Here is a 20,472-nt window from a genome sequence, read left to right as displayed (position 1 = left end):
CGTGCTCGGCACCGTCAACCGCGTACTGATCGCCCTCGCGGGCCTCCTGCTCCTCGCCCTCGGCGGCTCGGTCCTGGCCGTCGGCCTCGGCGCCCCGTCCCCGTCCTGGTGGATCCACCACGGCCGCCACGACGTCCTGCTCAGCACGGCCGAGCGCACCCACTGGCGTGACGCGGGCTGGTGGTGGCCGACGGTCCTGGCCGCGCTGGCCGTCCTGGTCCTGCTCGCCCTCTGGTGGCTGACCGCACAACTGCGCCGACGCCGTCTGACCGAGGTCGTGGTGGACACGGGAGACGGCGAGAGCGCGTTGCTGCGCGGCAGGGCCCTGGAAACGGTCCTGGCCACGGACGCGGCCAACCAGCAGGGCGTCTCCCACGCCCAGGCGGTCCTACGGGGCACCCGCACGGCACCGGAGGTACGGGTGTGGCTCCAACTGGAACCGGACGTGGCCCCGGAGGAGGCTCTGACGGACCTGACGAACCAGGCACTGACACACGCCCGGAACTCAGCCGCGCTGAAGAAACTCCCCGCAGAAGTCCGACTGACGTCAGTCAAACACCGTGCGGAGAGGGTCACTTGAAAACGCCGTCCACGGAGGCGCCTCTTTAGGGGCGCGGGGAACTGCGCGACCAGCCCCCACAACCCGCACCCGACAACCGACCGTCAGAACCCGTGCCTCATCCCCCCGTCCACAGGCACCATGATCCCCGTCAGATAGGACGCGGCCGGAGACATCAGGAACGCCGCCACCCGCCCGAACTCCTCCGCCGTCCCGTACCGCCGCAACGGGATCCGCGACTCGTGCTCGGCCCGGGTCGCCTCCGGGTCGGCGGACATGGCGTCCAGCTCCCGCACCCGGTCCGTGTCGATCCGGGACGGCAGCAACCCCACCACCCGGATCCCGCGCGGCCCCAGCTCGTCCGCCAGCGACTTGGCGAACCCGGCAAGACCCGGCCGCAGCCCGTTGGAGATCGTCAGCCCGGGAATCGGCTCGTACACGGACGCGGACAGCACGAACCCGATGACCCCGCCGTCCTCCAACTCCGCCGCGGCCGCGCGGGCGAGCCGTACGGCCCCCAGGAACACCGACTCGAACGCGCTCTGCCACTGCTCGTCCGTGTTGTCCGCGACGAACCCGGCCGCAGGTCCGCCCACGCTCACGAGGATGCCGTCGAACCCTCCGAAACGCTCACGCGCGAGTGCGATCAGCCGCTCCGGCGCCGACGGATCCGCGTTGTCGACGGCCGCGCCCACGGCGTTGGGCCCCAGCTCGGCCGCCACGTCGTCGGCCCGCTTCTCGTCCCGTCCGGTCACCACGACCTTCGCCCCGTCGGCGACCAGCTCGCGCGCGGCCGCGTGGCCCAGCCCGCGGGTGGCTCCGGTGACGACGTACACCCGGTCCTTCAGTCCAAGATCCATGGCCCCTATCCTGCCTTCTCGCCGTCGAAGAGCGTGAGGGCGGTGTTCACCAGCCCGATGTGACTGAACGCCTGCGGGAAGTTGCCCAGCTGACGCCCGGTCTCCGGGTCGTACTCCTCGGACAGCAGCCCCACGTCGTTGACGAGGCCCACCAGCCGTTCGAACAGTTCCTTCGCCTCGTCGGTGCGGCCGGTCATGTGGAGCGCGTCGGCGAGCCAGAACGAGCAGGCCAGGAAGGCGCCCTCGCCGCCCGGCATCCCGTCGACGCCGATCGCGTCGGTGTCGTAGCGGCGCAGGAACCCGCTGTGGCCCAGGTCGTCGCGGATCGCGTCCACCGTGCCGATCACCCGGGGGTCGTCCGACGGCAGGAAGCCGACGCGCGGGATCAGCAGCAGGGAGGCGTCGAGTTCGCGGGAGCCGTAGTACTGCGTGAAGGTGTTGCGCTGCGGGTCGAACCCCTTCTCGCACACCTCCCGGTGCACTTCGTCGCGCAGCGCGCGCCAGCCCTGCAGATCGCCCTTGAACTCCGCGTGGTCCTCCAGGGTCCGCACCGCGCGATCCGCGGCCACCCACACCAGCACCTTGGAGTGCACGAAGTGCCGACGGCCGCCGCGGACCTCCCACAGGCCCTCGTCCGGCTGCCGCCAGACCTTCTCCAGGAACTTCATCAGCGCGCACTGGATGGCCCACATGTGCGGCTTGGTGGGCAGACCGGCGGTGCGGGCCAGCGACAACGAGTCCATGACCTCGCCGTACACGTCCAGCTGGAGCTGGTCGACGGCGCCGTTGCCGACGCGTACGGGAGCGGAGCCGGCGAAGCCGGGCAGCCAGGGCAGCTCGAACTCGGGCAGCCGGCGCTCGCCCGCGAGGCCGTACATGATCTGCAGGTCCGCCGGGTCGCCGGCGACCGCGCGGACCAGCCAGTCGCGCCAGCGCTCGGCCTCCTTGTGGTAGCCGGCGGCGAGCAGGGCGCCGAGGGTGAGGGTGGAGTCGCGCAGCCAGCAGAAGCGGTAGTCCCAGTTGCGCACCCCGCCCAGTTCCTCGGGCAGCGAGCTGGTGGCCGCGGCGACGATGCCGCCGGTCGGTGCGTAGCTGAGCGCCTTGAGGGTGATCAGGGAGCGCACGACCGTGTCCCGGTGGGGGCCGTCGTAGGTGCAGCGGGCGGTCCAGCGCCGCCAGTCGGTGACGCTGGTGCGCAGCGCCTCGTACGGGTCCACGAGCGGCGGGCGTGGCTCGTGCGAGGGGTGCCAGGTGAGCACGAACGCGACCCGCTCGCCCTCGGCGACGGTGAACTCCGAGTGCGTGCCGAAGTCCTCGCCCCAGGTGCGCACGGACGGATCGCTGCGCAGCCACACCGAGTCGGGCCCGGCGACGGCGACCCGGTGCCCGCCGGAGCGGCGCATCCACGGGATGACCGAGCCGTAGTCGAAGCGGAGCCGGAGCGTGCTGTGCACGGTGACGCGGCCGCTGACGCCCTCGACGATGCGTACGACGTCGGGCGCGCGGTCGCGCTGGGGCATCAGGTCGGTGACGCGGACCGTGCCCCCGGCGGTCTCCCACTCGGTGTCCAGGACCAGGGTGTCGGGCCGGTAGCCGCGCCTGGTGCAGGTGGTGGCGCCGTCGGGGGCGATCCGCCAGTGGCCGTGGTCCTCGTCGCCCAGGAGCCTTGCGAAGCAGGCCGCGGAGTCGAAGCGAGGCAGGCACAGCCAGTCGATGGAGCCGTCCCGGCCGACCAGGGCCGCGGTCTGCTCGTCGCCGATGAGCGCGTAGTCCTCGATGCGTCGGTCCACGGGACCCGGTTTCCCGCCCGGTCGGGGCTCGAACCAGGGGGTGGGCCGGGGGAGTGACGCGGCACGGCGCTCAGACGGCGGCCGGTTCCGCCTCCTCGGCCGTCTCCTGCTCCGCCGCCGCCTCCGCACGCGTGCGTGCCTCACGGCGGACCAGCACGAAGAAGCCGTAGGGGACACCCGCGGCGAACAGCCACCACTGGATCATGTACGCGTAGTTCAGCGGGGCGTCTTCCTTGCCCGGGTCGGAGATCTGTTCCGGGGTGTCGCCCTTGGGCTCGGGCGCCGTCTGCTCGATGTAGCCGCCGAGCACCTGCTTGCCGAGCCGACGGGCCTGCTCCTCGCTGTTGATCAGCATGGTCTGCCGGTCGGGCAGGCCCTTGAGGTCCTTGATGCCGCTCGCCGCGGTGGTCTCGTCGGGCATCAGCCGGCCCTGGATGGTGACCTTGCCGGCCGGCGGAGCGGGGATCTTCGGGAAGGCGGTCTGGCTCGGGCCGTCCGACGGGATCCAGCCCCGGTTGACCAGCAGCACCTTGCCGTCGGCCAGGACGAAGGGGGTGAGGACGTGATAGCCGACCTCGTCGTCGGAGTTGGTACGGCGGCGGACGACGACCTCGTCGGCGGTGTCGAAGGTGCCGGTCGCGGTGACCGTGTGGTACCGCTCCTTGCGGGTCACGGCGTGCCCCGGCTCGGTCACCTGCTCGACCGGCACCGGCTTGGCGCCGAGTGCTTCGGCGACCAGCTGGTTGCGGGCGCTGCGCTCCTCGTACCGGTGCTTCTGCCAGATCCCCAGGCGGATCATCGTGGGGATGAGAAGCAGCGAGATGAGGGTGAGGATCACCCACTGCCGGGTCAACAGGAAGCGGTACACCCCACGACCGTACAACTCGGTCGTGGGGCGCGATCGGGCGGGTACCGGGTCAGACGCGGTCGACGATGCCCGCCTTCCCCGCCTCACGGGCGCAGTGGGCACCGCAGTACCACTGGTTCTCGGCCTCGACGCCCTGCCCGATGATCGAGACCTTGCAGTGCTCGCAGAGCGGGGCCATGCGGTGGATCGCGCAGGAGAAGCAGTCGAACACATGGACCGCGCCCTGTGCGTGCACCTCGAAGGTCATTCCGTAGTCATTGCCGCAGACTTCGCATTTCGCCATGGGGCACAGGGTGGGCGGTCGGCCGCGCGGGGGCGAGCGGGCGCCGGGCGAGTCGTACGGCAATCACCCGTCCGTACGGCCCGTGCGGACGGGTGTACGGCCTGCCGCTGCGATCACTTCTCCGTCGCAGGCGCCACGTCCCGCAACAGCTGCCCGAAGGCCGCCTCGTCGACGACCGGCGTCCCGAACTGACGGGCCTTGAGGACCTTCGACGTGCCCGAGTCGGGGTCGTTGGTGACGAGCAGGCTCGTGAGCCGCGAGATGCTCGTGGAGACGTGCAGACCGGCCTCGGCGGCCCGGTCCTCCAGCAGCTCCCGGTCGATCGAGGTGTCCCCGGAGAACGCCACCCGCATGCCCTGCCGCAGCGGTTTGCCGTCCTCGTACCGTCCCGGGTTCGGGTAGGGGCACGCCGGCCGCTTGCGGGACGGCCGCCAGCTGGTGGGCCGGTACCCGCCGTGGCCCCCGCTCGCCTGCTGCCCGATGCGGGGCGTGTCCGACCACTCCGTCAGCGGCCGGCACTCAAGGAGCGGCAGCCGTACGTTGCCCGCCGCCGCGGCCCGCAGGCTGGGCCGGAACGCCTCCGCGAGCACCCGCGCGTCGTCCAGCGCGTGGTGCGCCCGCCGCTGTACGACGCCGAAGTGCGCGGCCAGGGTCTCCAGTTTGTGGTTGGGCAGCGGCAGGCCCAGCTCCTTGGAGAGCGCGATCGTGCACAGCCGCTGCCGCACCGGGGCCTCGGCCTTCGCCCGCGCGTACTCCCGCGCGATCATCTGCCAGTCGAAGACCGCGTTGTGCGCGACCAGCACCCGGCCGTCCAGCCGGGCCGAGAACTCCTCGGCGATGTCGGTGAAGAGCGGCGCGCCTTCGAGCACCTCGCTCGTCAGACCGTGGATCCACACGGGACCCGGATCCCGCTCGGGGTTGACCAGCGTGTACCAGTGGTCCTCGACCTCGCCGCGCTCGTCCAGCCGGTAGACGGCCGCGCTGATTATCCGGTCGTCCCGGGCCAGTCCGGTGGTCTCCACGTCGACGACGGCATACCCCTTGGGGTATGCGGCGGGCCACGGGGTGCCGGGGGACACTGTGGTCGTACGGTCTTCGAGCATGGTCATTGAGGATACGGGCCCGGACCGACAGCCCGGTGCGTCAGGTCGCCTGCCGCAGCCGCCCGTTCGAATGTCCTGATTGCCCGTCCGCCGCGACTGCCCGTCCGCCCTGATTGCCCTTCGCGTGGCTATGGACCTTTTCGTCGCCCGGTGCAAGCGTGCTCCCCGCCCGGCGCGCAGACGCGACGACTCCGCGCCGACGCGACGCAGCCGGTGGTCGACGGAAGGGCGGTACGGCGGATGGCACGCGTACGGTACGGCGCTCGGACCGAGGCGGAGATCGCGGCCGCGCGCACCACGAAGCTCCCCGACGTCTGGTCCACCGGGGTGGTGGCCGTCTGGGAGACCGACCCGGACGCGGTCGCGGCCGTCCTGCCGCCGCCGCTGAAGCCGGCCGGCCGGCCCCTGGCCCGCGTCAGCATCAGCAAGGTCGAACTGCCCGGATACCCGCTCGGCGCGGGCTCGTTCGCGGTCGCGGCCGCGCACGGCACGGTCGAGGGCTGGTACCCGCTGGTCATGCCGATGACCCACGAGCGTGCCCTCACCGGCGGCCGCGAGGTCTTCGGCGAGCCCAAGAAGCTGGGCGAGGTCACCGTCGAGCGCGAGGGTTCCGCCGTCCGTGCGGTCCTCGCCCGCCACGGCGTCGCCTTCGTGGAGGTGCGCGGCACGGTCGACGGCCCGCTGCCGCTGCCCGAGCCCGCCCCGAAGACCGACTTCTACTTCAAGTTCCTCCCGGCGGTGGACGGTTCGGGCTTCGACGGCGACCCGCTGCTGGTGCACTGCGTACGCGAGGAGAAGGTCCGCCGGCTGGAGCGCGTCACCGGGGAGGTGATCCTCCGCGAGTCGGCCTACGACCCCGTCGCCGACCTGCCGGTGCTGCGCCTGCTGGACCTCACCCTCGGCGAGAAGACCAGCGACCAGCGCGGCCGGGTCGCCGAACGGGTCGACGCCCAGGCCCTGTTGCCGTACGTCCACCAGCGCTACGACGACCCGCGCCAGATCCATGACGCGCCTCCGGAGGGCAGCGAAGGGAGCGGGGTCTGATGGAGCTGCACGAAGGGCAGGTCGCCGTCGTCACCGGCGCGGCGAGCGGGATCGGGCTCGCGATGGCCCGGCGGTTCGCCGCCGAAGGGCTGAAGGTGGTCCTCGCCGACGTGGAGCCGGCCGCCCTGGAGAAGGCCGCCGACGGGTTGCGCGCGGAGGGTGCCGACGTGCACGCGCGCGTGGTCGACGTCGGCGTCCGCGAACAGGTTCTGGAACTGGCCGAGTCGGCCTACGACGCCTACGGCGCGGTGCACGTCCTGTGCAACAACGCCGGGGTCGGTTCCGGCGCCGAGGGCCGCATGTGGGAGCACGAACCGAACGACTGGAAGTGGGCGTTCGAGGTCAATGTGTGGGGCGTCTTCCACGGCGTCCAGGCTTTCGTGCCGAGGATGATCAAGTCGGGTCAACCCGGTCATGTGGTCAATACATCCTCCGGCGACGGCGGTATCGCGCCACTGCCCACGGCTTCCGTGTACGCGGTCACGAAAGCGGCCGTCGTCACGCTCACCGAGTCCCTGTACGCGCATCTCAGGGCGGAGCACGCGCGCGTGGGCGCCTCGGTGCTCTTCCCGGGGCCGCACATGCTGCGCACGGGCCTGTGGGAGTCGCACCGCAACCGCCCCGACCGCTACGCCAAGGAACGGCCGCGCAGGACGCCGTACCGCAGCCTCGACCAGTGGGAGGCGGCGATGCGCGAGGCGGGCAAGGAGGTCGCCTTCACGCCCGTCGAGGAGGTCGCCGAGTCCGTCGTGGCGGGCATCCGCGCGGACCGCTTCTGGCTGCTGCCGCCCAGCGAGCACAGCGACGCCCAGATCAGGGCGCGGGCCCGGTCGATGCTGGACCGGGCGAACCCGTCGTACCTCGAGAGCTTCATCTTGGACTGAACGGACTGAACGGACTGAACAGGGGGCAGTGGTGACCGCGTACGACGACCCATACCTGATCATCTCCTCGGACTGCCACGCCGGGCTGCCCACCGAGGAGTACCGGCCCTATCTGGACGCCCGGTTCCACCGGGACTTCGACGAGTTCCTCGCCGGGCGCGACCGCCGCCGGGAGGAGATGACCCGGCTCGGCATCCGCAACGAGGCGTTCGCGGCCAAGTGGTTCCAGGACAACGAGGAGGGGCTGCGCGGCGGCTGGGACAGCGCGCAGCGCCTGAAGGAGCTGGACGGCGACGGGGTGGCCGCCGAGGTGGTCTTCCCGGACGCCGACGCGGTCGACAGCCGGACGGCGGCACCCTTCGGGGTGGGCCTCGGCCTGTCCGGGGACCAGGACCCCGAGCTGGGCATGGCGGGCGCCCGGGCCCACAACCGCTGGCTGGCCGACTTCGTGTCCGAGAACCCCGAACGGCACTGCGGGGTGGCCCTGTTGCCGGTCACGGCCCCGACGGACCGGGTCGTCGCCGAGGTCCACCGTGCGAAGGAGTCCGGTCTCGGCGCCCTGATGATCCCCTCCATGTGGGTCGACAAGGAGCCCTACCACGACCGCCGTTACGACCCCGTCTGGGCGGCCGCCGCCGAGTGCGGGATGCCGGTCCTCACCCACTCCGGCGCGGCCCCGCGCCACGAGTACGGCGACCATCTCGGCATCTACGTCAGCGAGGTGACGTGGTGGCCGGCCCGCCCGCTGTGGTTCCTGCTCTGGTCCGGCGTGTTCGAACGCCACCCCGGACTGCGCTTCGGCGTCGCCGAGTCGGGCTGCTGGTGGCTGCCGAACCTGCTGTGGTTCATGGACCGCCTCTACCTCGGCGCGCACGGCGGCAAGAAACTCTCGCCGTTCGAGGAACTGCGGCGTCCGCCGCACGAGTACCTGGACCGCCAGGTGTTCGTCTGCGCCACCAACACCAAGCGCCGGGAACTCGCCCAGCGCTACGAGATCGGCGTCGACAACATCCTCTGGGGCAGCGACTTCCCGCATCCCGAGGGCACCTGGCCCGACACGCGCGCGTGGCTGCGCAGCACCTTCCACGACATCCCGGTGGCCGAGACCCGCCGGATGCTGGGCCTCGCGGCGGCCGAGGTCTTCGGCTTCGACGTGGACCGCCTGACCCCGCTGGCCCGCCGCATCGGGCCCACCCCCTCCGACCTCGGCCAGCAGGCCGACCAAGCCGCCGTGCAGGCCTCCTGGGCCCGCTCGCGCGAGGTGGGCCGCCACTGGCTGACCGGCAACGACTTCCCGACCCTGGGGGTGACGTCGTGAGCGACGACCGCTACACGGTGATCTCGGCCGACTGCCACGCGGGGGCGGACCTCCTCGACTACCGCCCCTACCTGGAGAAGCGCTACCACGACGACTTCGACGTGTGGGCGGCGACGTACGTCAACCCGTACGAGGACCTGCTCGCCGACTCGGCGGACCGGAACTGGAACTCCGCGCGGCGGCTCGCGGAGCTGGAGGAGGACGGGATCGTCGCGGAGGTGATCTTCCCGAACACCATCCCGCCGTTCTTCCCGTCCGGCTCGCTCATGGCCCCCGCGCCGACGGCGGCGGAGTTCGAACGGCGCTGGGCGGGCCTGCGCGCCCACAACCGCTGGCTGGCCGACTTCTGCGCCGCAGCTCCGGGCCGCCGGGCGGGCGTCTTCCAGATCCTCCTCAACGACGTCGAGGAGGCGGTGAAGGAGATCCGCCGGGCGGCCGGGGCAGGCCTGGAAGGCGGTCTGATGCTCCCCGGCACCCCGCCCGGCTCGGGCCTGCCCGAACTGCACGCGCGCGTGTACGACCCGATCTGGGCCGTCTGCGCGGAACTCGGCGTCCCCGTCAACCACCACGCGGGTTCGGCCTCCCCGCCGCTCGGCGACGAACCGGCCGCCCGCGCGGTCTTCATGGTCGAGACGACCTGGTTCTCGCACCGCGCGCTCTGGCACCTGGTCTTCGGCGGCGCTTTCCGCCGCCACCCGGACCTGAGACTGGTCCTGACCGAACAGGGCTCCGGCTGGATACCCGGGGTCCTGGCCATGCTGGACTACTACCACGGCCGCATGCTGGCGGCGGCCACGAAGGCGACGACCGCCGAGTCGAAGTTCGGAGTCGGCCTGGCGGAAGCGATGGGCGAACCGCCGTCCTCGGTCTGGCACGAGAACTGCTTCGTCGGCGCCAGCTTCATGCGCCCCCACGAGGTGCCGCTGCGCGACCGCATCGGCGTGGACAAGATCATGTGGGGCAGCGACTACCCGCACGACGAGGGAACGTACCCGTACACCAGGGAGGGCCTGCGCTTCGCCTTCGCCGGCGTCCCGCGCGACGAACTCGCCGCGATGCTCGGCGGCAACGCGGCCCGCGTGTACGGCTTCGACCTGGACCTCCTGGACCCGATCGCGGCCAAGGTGGGACCGACGGTCGCGGAGATCGCCGAGCCGCTGCCGGACCCGCCTGCGGACGCGACGAGCCCGGTGTTCGCCCGAGGGGCCTCGGTACGGGTCTGGTGACGTCGGTACGGCGCCCATGGGCCTCGGGGTGCGATCCTCCCTGCTGTGACGGAACCTACGCACGACAACGAGGCCCACGGGGGAGCACTCGGCTCCCGGCTGAACTGGCTGCGTGCGGCCGTACTGGGCGCGAACGACGGCATCGTGTCGACGGCGGGCATCGTCGTCGGCGTCGCGGGCGCCACGGCCGACCGCAACGCCCTGCTGACGGCGGGCCTGGCCGGTCTGCTCGCCGGATCCATGTCGATGGCGGCGGGGGAGTACGTCTCGGTGTCCACCCAGCGAGACTCCGAGCTCGCCGCACTGGCGCAGGAGAAGCGGGAGCTGAAGGAGCAGCCAGAGGCGGAACTGGAGGAACTGACCGAGTTGCTGGAGCGGCGCGGCCTGTCCCGGGACGTGGCCCGTGAGGCGGCGGGCCAGCTGACGGAACGCGACGCCCTGAAGGCGCACGCGCGCGTGGAACTGGGCATCGACCCCGACGAGCTGACCAACCCCTGGCACGCGGCCCTCGCCAGCTTCCTCGCCTTCACGGTGGGGGCGCTGCTCCCGCTGCTCGCGATGGTCCTGCCGCCCTCCGGCTGGCGGCTCCCGGTGACGGTGGGCTCGGTGCTGGCGGCGCTGGTCCTGACCGGCTGGGCCAGCGCCCGCCTGGGAGCGGCCGCGGCGGGTCCGGCGGTGCTGCGGAACGTCCTGGGCGGGGCGCTGGCCATGGGGGTCACCTACGCGGCGGGGACCCTGCTGGGGGCGGCCGGGGTCTAGCTCATTGGCGGAGATCGCCAACAAGCAAGCGCATACCGCAGGTAATACTTGTGGGTAACAACGTCTAGCCGCGGCCGACCGGCGGTTCTACGGTGCCCCCATGCCGAACCTGCCCGATGTCGTGCTGTGGTCGATACCCGCCTTCGTGCTGCTCACCGTGATCGAGGTGATCAGCTACCGCATCCATCCCGACGACGATGCCGCCGGATACCAGGCCAAGGACGCGGCCACGAGCATCGGCATGGGGCTCGGGTCGCTCGTCTTCGACTTCGTGTGGAAGATCCCGATCGTCGCGATCTACACGGCGATATACGAACTGACCCCGCTGCGCGTTCCCGTCCTGTGGTGGACGGTCCCGCTGATGCTGCTCGCGCAGGACTTCTTCTACTACTGGTCCCACCGCGGCCACCACGTCATCCGCATCCTGTGGGCCTGCCACGTCGTCCACCACTCCAGCAAGAAGTTCAACCTCTCCACCGCGCTGCGCCAGCCCTGGACCTCGCTGACCGTCTGGCCGTTCTACGTCCCGCTCGTCGCAGTGGGGGTGCACCCCGCCGCGCTCGCCTTCTGCTCGTCCGCCAACCTCGTCTACCAGTTCTGGATCCACACCGAACGCATCGACAAGATGCCCCGCTGGTTCGAGTTCGTGTTCAACACGCCGTCCCACCACCGCGTGCACCACGCCTCCCAGGGCGGCTACCTGGACCGCAACTTCGGCGGGATCCTGATCATCTGGGACCGGCTGTTCGGGTCCTGGGTGCCCGAGGTCGAGCGGCCCGTGTACGGGTTGACCAAGAACATCAACACGTTCAACCCCGTCAGGGTGGCCACCCACGAGTACCTCGCCATCGCCAAGGACATCAGGGCCGCGCGCAGCTGGCGGGAGCGGGCCGGGCGGGTGTTCGGGGGACCGGGCTGGGCGCCGGCGCCCGCCGTGGAGCAGGCCGAGGAGTCCGTGGCCGCATGAGAGCGTCCCGGGCGCTGCTCGCCGCCTTCGCCCTCGCCGTCGTCCTCGACCTCGCCTGCCTGGCCGCCGGCTTCCACACCGGACATGCCGCCGCCAAGGTGCTCCTGATGCCCCTGCTCGCCGCGTCCGCGGCCCGCGCGGGTGCTCCACGGCTCCTCGTCGCCGCCCTGCTGTGCGGCTGGGGCGGCGACGTCCTGCTCCTCTCCGACGCCGACCCTGCCTTCATGGCGGGCATGGCCTCCTTCGCCGCCGGGCACGTCTGCTACCTCGTCCTCTTCCGCCGCGTCCGCCGTCAGGGCCCGCCACACGCGCGTGCGCGCCTCCTCGCCCTCGCCTACGCGGCCGCCCTCGTCACCCTGGTCGCCCTGCTGTGGCCGGACCTGCCCGCCGGCCTGCGCGTCCCCGTGGCCGGCTACAGCACCCTGCTCACGGCCATGGCGTACACCGCCGCCACCCGGCTCGGCCCGGTCGCCGGGATCGGCGGCGCGCTCTTCATGCTCTCCGACACGCTGATCGCGACCGGCGTCGCCGACTGGCCGCAGCTGCCGCGCCCCGGCTTCTGGATCATGCTCACCTACGCGGTGGCACAGTTCCTGCTGGTCCGGGGCACCCTCGACGCGCGGCCCGCACCGGCCACGGCGTACCGTGAAGTGCGCTCGACCACCCCCTGAGCGCACCCACGACACCGCACGAGAAGGACCCTCGCCATGCGTGCCACCACCATCCATGCCCCGTTCGACATGCGCGTGGAGGACGTGCCCGAGCCCGTGGTGCAGCTGCCCACCGACGCCGTCGTACGGGTGCTGCGCGCCTGCATCTGCGGCAGCGACCTGTGGGCGTACCGGGGTGAGGCGGCCCGGCAGCCGGGGCAGCGCATCGGGCACGAGTTCCTCGGCGTCGTCGAGGAGACCGGCTCCGAGGTGGGCACCGTACGGCGCGGGGACCTCGTGGTCGCCCCGTTCATGTGGTCCGACGGCGTCTGCGACTACTGCCGCGAGGGCCTGACCACGTCCTGCGAGCACGGCGGCTTCTGGGGCGCCGTGGGGTACGACGGCGGCCAGGGCGAGGCGGTGCGCGTCCCGTTCGCCGACGGCACCCTGGTCCGGCTGCCCAAGGACGCGGCCTCCGACGACCATCTGCTGTCCGCTCTGCTCACCCTCTCCGACGTGCTCGGCACTGGCCACCACGCGGCCCTCGGCGCGGGCGCCCGGCCCGGCGCCACGGTCGCCGTCGTCGGCGACGGCGCGGTCGGCCTGTGCGCCGTGCTCGCTGCCAAGCGGCTGGGCGCCGAGCGGATCATCGCGCTGGGCCGGCACGAGGTCCGCACGGACATCGCGCGCCGCTTCGGCGCCACCGACGTCGTCGCCGAACGCGGGGACGCGGCCGTGGCCGCCGTGCGCGAACTCACCCGGGGCCAGGGCGCGCACGCCGTCGTCGAGGCCGTGGGCACCGAGCAGTCCATGCGGACGGCCGTCGAGATCACCCGCGACGGCGGCGCGATCGGCTTCGTCGGCGTCCCGCACGGCAGCGGCACCGGCCTGGACCTCGGCGTCATGTTCGACCGGAACATCGCGCTGCGCGGCGGCGTCGCCCCGGTCCGCGCCTACATCCCCGACCTGCTGCCCGACGTACTCGACGGCACGATCGACCCTTCGCCGGTCTTCGACCTGACCGTTGGCATCGAGGGCGTGCCCGACGGCTACAAGGCGATGGACGAGCGCACCGCCCTGAAGGTGCTCGTCACCAACGACTGAATCAACATGCCGATCAATACTTGATCAAGTCCACCTGATCGGCAGCGGCAGCGCCGTCAACACCCCCGACACCGCCACCACCGCCCCCAGCACGGCCACCTCGGCCCGCGCGGGGACGTACGCGGTCAGCGGGTCGGCCGCCCGGCGCAGCCGGAACCGGGCCCACAGCGCCAGCACGGCGACGGCGGCGACGAGGATCACCTTGGCGAGCAGGGTGCGCCCGTACGCCGTCGTCGTCAGCTGGTCCAGGACCGTGCCCACGGGCATCCGCCGCAGCGAACTCCACACGCCCGTCGCGGTGATGGCCGCGAGGAGTACGCCCGCCACACGCGCGTAGAGACCGAGCAGCGCCGCCCCGGCCTCCCGGCCGCGCCACCGGCGCAGCATGCGCAGCGCGTGCAGCAGACCGCCCACCCACAGCGTCGCGCACGTCAGATGCACCAGTGTCAGCGAGGCGCCGAGCAACGGGTGGTGCTCGGGCGCGGGATGGGCGCGCAGCGCCTCGGCGACGGCCACCGCCGCCAGCGGCCACGCCTGGGCGGCCGGGCGGCGCGAGCGGGCGCACAGACCGGCCAGCAGAAAGGCGTTGACCTCGATCAGCGCCAACTTGCCGTCGCGCGACTGGTACAGGCCGCCCACGTCGATGTCGGCGAGAGAACGCGGTACCAGGTTGCCCGTCGACACGACCGACGCGAGCCCCAGCGCGGCGACGAAACCGGCGACGGCCGCGAACACCGCCCAGCCGGCCGGCCGTTCGGGCGGCGGGTCCGGCAGCCGGCGCGCCAGCCGGTCCACGAACAGCTCACCCGACGGCACGCACAGGGCGGCGAACAGCACCCCGCGCAGCAAGGCGATGCCGCCCACTCCCGGCGCGGCGGCCTCCCCGGTGCCCCGCAGCGCCACGGACGGCCCGAGCAGCGGCACCAGCGCGGCCACCGCCACCAGCACCAGGACGGCGACGGCCCGCCAGGTCCCCGGGCGTCTCGCGGGGCCGCTCGCGGCAACCTCGGCGGTCGGTCGTGTCAACGGCCCCCCTGATCTCCACCAGCCATGACAGAAGCGGGCAAGTACAGGAAAACAGCTGGCGGAACGGCATACCACCCATTCGTACGTTTCCGGCCGCCCCGGCCTGCGCGATCACACCCGGCGAGCCGCGTCCGGTCTCACCTCCGGACCGGGTGACCATCCCCAGCGGGCCGGATCCGCCCCCCACGGCACCGGCGGCCGTGCCCAGTCGGCCGGTCCGCCGGCGAAGGACAACGGAGGGCGCGCGTACCGCAGCCGCCCCAGCGCGCTGTCCGTCTCGCCGAGCCAGGCGTCCGGCCCCTCGTACGGCTCGCCGTCCTCCGGCCCGGACTCCACCTCCCCCTCCGCCTTCTCGCCCTCCAACTCCTCCATGAGCCACCGTGCGGTCCGCGCCAGAGCCAGCCGTACGAACCTGCTGCCGCCGTCGTAGGACTGCTCGGTCAGCGCCCGCAGCACGCCGGCCGCCAGCAGATAGCCGGTGCCGTGGTCCAGCGCCTGTGCGGGCAGCGCGCCCGGCCGGTCCGCCGAACCCTCGATCTCCGCGATGCCCGTGGCGACCTGGACCAGGCTGTCGAAGCCGCGCCGCCCGCCCCACGGCCCGTAGGCACCCCACGCCGACACCTGGGCCACGACCAGCCCGGGCCGCCGCTCGGCCAGTGCCTCGGGGGAGAGGCCGAGCCGGTCCAGGGCGCCCGGCCGGTAGCCGGTGACCACGACGTCCGCCGAGGCCAGCAACTCCTCGAAGGCCGCCCGGTCCGTCGTCAGGCCGAGCGTCGCCGAGCGTTTCCCGAAGCCCGTGTCGGCGTGCTGGTCGGGGAGTTCGGGCAGCCATGGCGCGTCCAGCCGCAGGACGTCGGCGCCGAGCAGCCCGAGGGTGCGGGTGGCGACCGGGCCGGCCAGGACCCGGGTCAGGTCCAGGACGCGCAGGCCGGCGGCGGGCAGCAGAGGAGCGGCGCAGGCGTCGAGCGGCGGGAGCACGCGCGCGTGCGCCGTGTCCGGGCGGACGCGCTCGATCAGGGGCCGCGCGGCCACCTCGGCGGCCTGCTCGTGCGCGGCCCACTCCCCGGGCGAGCGCAGCGCCACGGCGAGCCCGCCGGCGGCGTAGACCGCGTCCTCCACCTCCAGCGCGGGCCGCGCGGCGATCCGGGCGGCGGCATCTTCCGGGGAGGCGTCCGCCGGCAGGCCCAGCGCGCCCAGCAACCGGGCCCTGTGATGCGGGTAGTTGGCGTGGGTGCGCACCCACCCGTCGGCCGCGCGCCAGAACCGGGACAGCGGGGCGAACTGCACGGGTGCCCGCCCGTCGACCAGCAGGTGGCGCTCACTGGTGAAGGCCGTCGCCACGGCCCCGTCGTCCACCCGGACCCCGGGCACCTCCGCGGCCCCGGTCCGCCGCGCTCCCAGCTCGGCGGCGGCCAGCGCGCACGCGCCGACGCAGGCGCGGGCGAGCCGGCGTACCGGAAGGTGCGCAGGAAGCGTGCCCGCGCGCGTCACGGTCGTGACCCGCGCGGGCAGCGACGGATCGCCGCCCAGCGCGGACCACGCGTACTTGATTCCAGTCATGACTGTACTATGCATTATTGACTGGATCAATATATGTATGTACCTACCTGGTCACCGCCGCCAGTGCGTCGGCGGTGACCCAGCCGTAGAAGCCGTTGTGGTTCTTGGAGCCCTCGCACACCGCGTCGATCTTGCCGTCGCCGTTGATGTCGTACGGGTCGGTGCACGGCATGGCGCTCGCCTCTGCGTACAGCAGGGCCTTCACCCGGGCGGCGGAGGCGTGCGGATGGGTTGACACGTACCCGCCATGTACCCCCACTTGCCGCCCGGCAGCGGGCCCAGGATCAGGCCGCTGGTGGCCGAGGGCGCCGGCGCCTGGTAGCCCGTCGCGTCGCCGCCGGGCGCGGCGATGTCGATGACCCCGAGGCCGTAGTTGGAGAACGACGACTTGAGGCCCTTCGCGCCGGTCGCCGCGACCGTGACGACACCCGGCAGCTGGGTCGGTATGAGGCCAGGTCGTAGCTCTCGTTCGCGGAACGGGCGTGCCGTGCGGGAAGTCCTGCTCTGCGGTGACTACTTGACGGCGCGCAGCGCGTCGACGACACCGGAGCCGTAGAAGCCGTTGACGTGCTTGCCGCCCACGCAGGTGGCGTCGACGACGCCGTCGCCGTCCCCGTCGTACGGGCCGGACGGGCAGCCCGGGTTGTCCGCCTCGGCCTTCAGGAGGGCCAGCAACCGGGCCGGAGTGGCGTGTGGGTGGGTCGACTTCAGCAGCGCGGCCACGGCGGCCACGTGCGGGGACGCCATCGAGGTGCCCTGGAGGAAGCCGTACTGGTCGTTCGGCAGGGTGGACAGGATGCGGCCGTTCTGCGACGGCGTGTCCGGGATCTGGTACCTGTCGCCGCCCGGGCCCGCCACGTCGATGACGCCCTGGCCGTAGCTGGAGTAGTACGACTTCGTGTTGTTGAAGCCGACCGCGCTCACGGTGACCACACCGGGCAGCTGGGTCGGCACGTCGAAGCACTCGTGCGGATCGACCGTCCGGGGGGTGGCCGTCGAGTCGTCCGGGCTGGAGTCGTCCGTGAGGGCGTGCGCGTCGAGGTCGTCGTTCGAGTTGCCCGCCGAGGCCACATTGAGCGTGCCCTTGTGCTGGGCGTACAGCTGCGCCCTGTTGACCGCGTCAACGATGGCGCGCTGATCGGGGTCGTCCATGCAGTTGTACAGCCATGGATCAACGTAGTAGCTGTTGTTGGTGATCTCGATGCCGTGGTCGGCGGCGAAGACGAAGGCGCAGACGACGCTCTCCGGATAGAACAGCTGCGTCGAGTCGGGTTGGGCCACCGTGATGCTCGCGACCTTCACGCCGGGAGCCACGCCCGCCACGCCGATCCCGTTGCGGGCGGCGGCTATCTCACCGGCGACATGGGTGCCGTGGTAGTGGGCGGCGTCCACCGGCCGCCAGGCGCCGTACGTCGTGTCCGCCTTGCCGCCCACGCAGTTGGCGGACTGCGAGGCGGAGAAGTTCGGGGCGATGTCCGGGTGGGTGTCGTCGACGCCGGTGTCGATGATGGCGACCGTCACCGAGCGGCTCCCCGGGTTGATCGCGGCGGCCTTGTCGGCGCCGATGGCCCGCAGGTCCCACTGGTCGGCCTCAAGGGGCTCCTGGCCCGCGGTCGCCCGCTGCTCGGCCTTCGCGGCCGCCGCCTTCGACAGGACCTGTACGGCACCCTCGTCCGTGGTTCCCGCGGCGCTCAGCGGAGCCGTCCGGGTGGCGCCCGCCGACTGCACTCCGCGCACCGCGCGCATGGCCGCGCCGAAGTCCGGGTTCGCCGAGTGCACGACGATCACGCCGATCTTGTCGTACGTCGCGATGATCGTGCCGCCGTTGCGCGCGATCGCCCGCTGCACCGACTCGATCGTGTCGTGGTCCGTCCTGGTGTTGACGACGTAGGCCAGGTTCGGCCCGTCCGTTGCCGACGCCGCCCGGGCGGTCAGCGGCACCGCGGAAGCCGTCGCCGGCACGAGGCCGAGCGAGGCGGTCAGCGACAGGATCACCGGGACGGCGAGCGCCAGCCCACGTCTGGAACGCAGATGAGCCATGGGGTCTCCACATCATCCGGAACATCGGCCGAGAACATCGGCCGAAAACGGGACCGCCCAAGACGCGAGCGGCGCTTGGGCAGGTACATGACGGGTGGTGCAGGGCCGAAGTTATCTCCCGCAGTCACCGGCCAGCAATGACCGGAGGTGACTTGCGCCGACGACTTCCGAAAGAACCCGGGCGAGTTGAACCTGTCCACGCGTGGCGCCGTGACCTTGGGGAGGGAGCCGCAGCAGGATCGAGGCCCCCCGTCGGATTCACTCACCGGAGTCGATACGTCACTCCAGGTGGGTGATCCAAATGTCTGTGAGGTCACAATCCGCATGTCCGTATCGCGAGGAGACTCCGTGGCTACCGAGACACCACCGCCCTCGAACACGCAGACCCGGCTCCCCTCCGGCGAGGAGTTCGCCGAGGTGCAGCAGAGTCCGGAGTTCGCCGAACTGCGGCACTCCTACCGCTCCTTCGCCTTCCCGCTGACCTTCGCCTTCATCGCCTGGTACCTGCTCTACGTCCTGCTCTCCAGCTACGCGGACGGCTTCATGGGCACCAAGGTCGTCGGCAACATCAACGTGGCCCTGGTCCTCGGCCTCGCCCAGTTCCTCACCACGTTCCTCATCGCCTGGTGGTACGCCCGGCACGCCGCCGCCAAGCTCGACCCCAAGGCCGAGGCCATCAAGTCCCGGATGGAGGGCGGCGCATGAGCCCCGCGATCACGCTGGCGGCCGGTGCGGCCAGCGAGCACCGGACCCTGATCATCACCCTGTTCGCGGTGTTCGTCGCCGCGACCCTCGTCATCACCGTCTGGGCGGGCCGCCAGACCAAGGACGCCGCCGACTTCTACGCGGGCGGCCGCCAGTTCACCGGCTTCCAGAACGGCCTCGCGGTCTCCGGCGACTACATGTCCGCCGCGTCCTTCCTGGGCATCGCGGGCGCCATCGCCCTCTTCGGCTACGACGGTTTCCTCTACTCCATCGGCTTCCTGGTCGCCTGGCTCGTCGCCCTGCTCCTGGTCGCCGAGCCGCTGCGCAACTCCGGCCGCTACACCATGGGTGACGTGCTGGCCTACCGCATGCGCCAGCGCCCGGTCCGGACCGCCGCCGGCACCTCCACCATCGTCGTCTCGATCTTCTACCTGCTGGCCCAGATGGCGGGAGCGGGCGTCCTCGTCTCCCTCCTCCTCGGCATCACCAGCGACGGCGGCAAGATCGGCATCGTCGCCCTGGTCGGTGTCCTGATGATCGTCTACGTCACCATCGGCGGTATGAAGGGCACCACCTGGGTCCAGATGGTCAAGGCCGTGCTGCTCATCGCGGGCGCCCTGCTGCTGACCCTCATGGTCCTGGCCAAGTTCCACTTCAACGTCTCCGACCTGCTCGGCAAGGCCGCCGACAACAGCGGCAAGGGCTCCGCCTTCCTGGAGCCCGGCCTGAAGTACGGCGCCACCGGCACCACCAAGCTGGACTTCTTCTCCCTCGGCCTCGCGCTGGTCCTGGGCACCGCGGGCCTGCCGCACATCCTGATCCGCTTCTACACCGTGCCCACCGCCAAGGCGGCCCGGAAGTCGGTCCTCTGGGCGATCGGCCTGATCGGCACCTTCTACCTGATGACCCTCGCCCTCGGCTTCGGCGCGGCCGCGCTGATCAAGCCGGACGAGATCATCGCGTCCAACAAGTCCGGCAACACCGCGGCCCCCCTCCTCGCCCTCCACCTGGGCGGCGTCGACTCCAACTGGGGCGCGATCCTGCTGGCCACGATCTCGGCGGTGGCCTTCGCGACGATCCTCGCGGTGGTCGCGGGCCTCACCCTGGCGTCCTCGTCGTCCTTCGCGCACGACATCTACGCCAACGTCATCAAGAGGGGCCAGGCCACCGAGAAGCAGGAGATCAACGCGGCCCGGTACGCCACGGTCGGCATCGGCGCCGTCTCCATCCTTCTCGGCGCCCTCGCCCGCGACCTGAACGTCGCCGGCCTGGTCGCCCTCGCCTTCGCGGTCGCTGCCTCCGCCAACCTGCCGACCATCCTCTACAGCCTCTTCTGGAAGCGGTTCACCACCGCCGGAGCCCTCTGGTCGATCTACGGCGGCCTGGTCACCGCGGTCGGCCTGGTGCTGTTCTCGCCGGTGGTGTCCGGCAAGGAGACGTCGATGTTCCCGAGCGTCGACTTCCACTGGTTCCCGCTGGAGAACCCGGGCATCATCTCGATCCCGGTCGGATTCCTCCTCGGCGTCGTGGGCACTCTGCTGTCCAAGGAGGCCCCGGACACCGAGAAGTACGCGGAGCTGGAGGTGCGGTCCCTGACAGGTACCGGAGCGCACTGAGCTTCGTACGACTGGTCGCGTCGACGGGATCGTAGAGTCCTACGACGCGGCCGCGTCGTACCTCGTGGCATCGGGCCCCTCGCGATGTCGGTGGTGTCACGTAGGCTCGC

General features: G+C 71.8%; 19 protein-coding genes and 1 pseudogene. 11 read left to right on the top strand and 9 right to left on the bottom strand.

Annotated features, from left to right (window positions below):
- Position 1 precedes the first annotated feature (1 nt).
- Entirely contained in the window at positions 2-580 is a 579-nt protein-coding gene (amaP, locus tag ACFWPS_RS39605; protein ID WP_383714857.1) for an alkaline shock response membrane anchor protein AmaP, read from the top strand.
- An 83-nt stretch (positions 581-663) separates the two neighbouring features.
- Here amaP and ACFWPS_RS39600 read toward each other — a convergent pair whose 3' ends face one another.
- The 5 genes from ACFWPS_RS39600 to ACFWPS_RS39580 form a co-directional block, all read right to left on the bottom strand.
- Positions 664-1,419, bottom strand: coding sequence for an SDR family oxidoreductase (locus ACFWPS_RS39600; protein ID WP_383714855.1), 756 nt, complete (start codon positions 1,417-1,419; stop codon positions 664-666).
- 5 nt (positions 1,420-1,424) lie between these two features.
- Positions 1,425-3,209 carry a glycoside hydrolase family 15 protein gene (locus tag ACFWPS_RS39595; protein ID WP_383714852.1) on the bottom strand — a complete coding sequence of 595 codons (1,785 nt, stop codon included), beginning with the start codon at positions 3,207-3,209 and terminating at the stop codon, positions 1,425-1,427.
- A 70-nt stretch (positions 3,210-3,279) separates the two neighbouring features.
- Positions 3,280-4,077 (bottom strand): SURF1 family protein, encoded by a 798-nt coding sequence (locus ACFWPS_RS39590; RefSeq protein WP_383714849.1) that lies wholly within the window; start codon positions 4,075-4,077, stop codon positions 3,280-3,282.
- Between the two features lie 49 nt (positions 4,078-4,126).
- Complete coding sequence (locus ACFWPS_RS39585) at positions 4,127-4,360, bottom strand: hypothetical protein (RefSeq protein WP_361284438.1); 234 nt, start codon at positions 4,358-4,360, stop codon at positions 4,127-4,129.
- Positions 4,361-4,473: 113 nt separating this feature from the next.
- Complete coding sequence (locus tag ACFWPS_RS39580; RefSeq protein WP_383714847.1) at positions 4,474-5,463, bottom strand: DEDDh family exonuclease; 990 nt, start codon at positions 5,461-5,463, stop codon at positions 4,474-4,476.
- A gap of 240 nt (positions 5,464-5,703) precedes the next feature.
- Here ACFWPS_RS39580 and ACFWPS_RS39575 point away from each other — a divergent pair, with 240 nt between their 5' ends.
- From ACFWPS_RS39575 to ACFWPS_RS39540, 8 genes are all read left to right on the top strand, one after another.
- Positions 5,704-6,507 carry an acetoacetate decarboxylase family protein gene (locus tag ACFWPS_RS39575; RefSeq protein WP_383714844.1) on the top strand — a complete coding sequence of 268 codons (804 nt, stop codon included), beginning with the start codon at positions 5,704-5,706 and terminating at the stop codon, positions 6,505-6,507.
- Entirely contained in the window at positions 6,507-7,391 is an 885-nt protein-coding gene (locus ACFWPS_RS39570; protein ID WP_383714841.1) for an SDR family NAD(P)-dependent oxidoreductase, read from the top strand. The genes ACFWPS_RS39575 and ACFWPS_RS39570 overlap by 1 nt, the downstream gene beginning before the upstream one ends.
- Before the next feature lie 31 nt (positions 7,392-7,422).
- Positions 7,423-8,709, top strand: coding sequence for an amidohydrolase family protein (locus tag ACFWPS_RS39565; RefSeq protein ID WP_383714838.1), 1,287 nt, complete (start codon positions 7,423-7,425; stop codon positions 8,707-8,709).
- Positions 8,706-9,935, top strand: a complete 1,230-nt coding sequence (locus tag ACFWPS_RS39560) for an amidohydrolase family protein (protein WP_383714835.1) — start codon at positions 8,706-8,708, stop codon at positions 9,933-9,935. The genes ACFWPS_RS39565 and ACFWPS_RS39560 overlap by 4 nt, the downstream gene beginning before the upstream one ends.
- A 45-nt stretch (positions 9,936-9,980) precedes the next feature.
- Entirely contained in the window at positions 9,981-10,694 is a 714-nt protein-coding gene (locus ACFWPS_RS39555; protein WP_383714833.1) for a VIT family protein, read from the top strand.
- 100 nt (positions 10,695-10,794) lie between these two features.
- Positions 10,795-11,661, top strand: coding sequence for a sterol desaturase family protein (locus ACFWPS_RS39550; protein ID WP_383714830.1), 867 nt, complete (start codon positions 10,795-10,797; stop codon positions 11,659-11,661).
- The gene (locus tag ACFWPS_RS39545) at positions 11,658-12,332 is read left to right on the top strand and encodes a lysoplasmalogenase (protein WP_383714827.1); all 675 of its coding nucleotides are present in this window, start codon (positions 11,658-11,660) and stop codon (positions 12,330-12,332) included. Before ACFWPS_RS39550 ends, ACFWPS_RS39545 begins: the two co-directional genes overlap by 4 nt.
- Before the next feature lie 36 nt (positions 12,333-12,368).
- Complete coding sequence (locus ACFWPS_RS39540) at positions 12,369-13,415, top strand: zinc-dependent alcohol dehydrogenase family protein (RefSeq protein WP_383714825.1); 1,047 nt, start codon at positions 12,369-12,371, stop codon at positions 13,413-13,415.
- 24 nt (positions 13,416-13,439) lie between these two features.
- On the opposite strand, the gene ACFWPS_RS39535 is transcribed toward ACFWPS_RS39540, so the two are convergent.
- The 4 genes and pseudogenes from ACFWPS_RS39535 to ACFWPS_RS39520 form a co-directional block, all read right to left on the bottom strand.
- On the bottom strand, positions 13,440-14,441 hold the full coding sequence (locus tag ACFWPS_RS39535) for a CopD family protein (RefSeq protein ID WP_383714822.1): 1,002 nt from the start codon (positions 14,439-14,441) through the stop codon (positions 13,440-13,442).
- Positions 14,442-14,552: 111 nt separating this feature from the next.
- A complete protein-coding gene (locus ACFWPS_RS39530; protein ID WP_383714819.1) occupies positions 14,553-16,001 on the bottom strand; it encodes a CoA transferase in 1,449 nt (482 codons plus the stop codon).
- 43 nt (positions 16,002-16,044) lie between these two features.
- Positions 16,045-16,448 (bottom strand): annotated as a pseudogene (locus tag ACFWPS_RS39525) (peptidase S8); the annotation flags it as partial.
- Between the two features lie 66 nt (positions 16,449-16,514).
- Entirely contained in the window at positions 16,515-18,041 is a 1,527-nt protein-coding gene (locus ACFWPS_RS39520) for a S8 family serine peptidase (RefSeq protein ID WP_383714816.1), read from the bottom strand.
- A gap of 348 nt (positions 18,042-18,389) precedes the next feature.
- Between ACFWPS_RS39520 and ACFWPS_RS39515 the strand changes: the two genes are divergently transcribed.
- Together ACFWPS_RS39515 and ACFWPS_RS39510 are read left to right on the top strand one after the other, a co-directional pair.
- Entirely contained in the window at positions 18,390-18,746 is a 357-nt protein-coding gene (locus ACFWPS_RS39515) for a DUF485 domain-containing protein (protein ID WP_383714814.1), read from the top strand.
- Positions 18,743-20,362 (top strand): cation acetate symporter, encoded by a 1,620-nt coding sequence (locus ACFWPS_RS39510; protein WP_383714811.1) that lies wholly within the window; start codon positions 18,743-18,745, stop codon positions 20,360-20,362. The genes ACFWPS_RS39515 and ACFWPS_RS39510 overlap by 4 nt, the downstream gene beginning before the upstream one ends.
- Positions 20,363-20,472: the final 110 nt, after the last annotated feature.

It is taken from the genome of Streptomyces sp. NPDC058457, from assembly GCF_042720695.1.
Lineage (GTDB): Bacteria > Actinomycetota > Actinomycetes > Streptomycetales > Streptomycetaceae > Streptomyces.
Note: the sequence above shows the minus strand (reverse complement) of the source record. Positions and strands in the feature narration are given on the sequence as shown.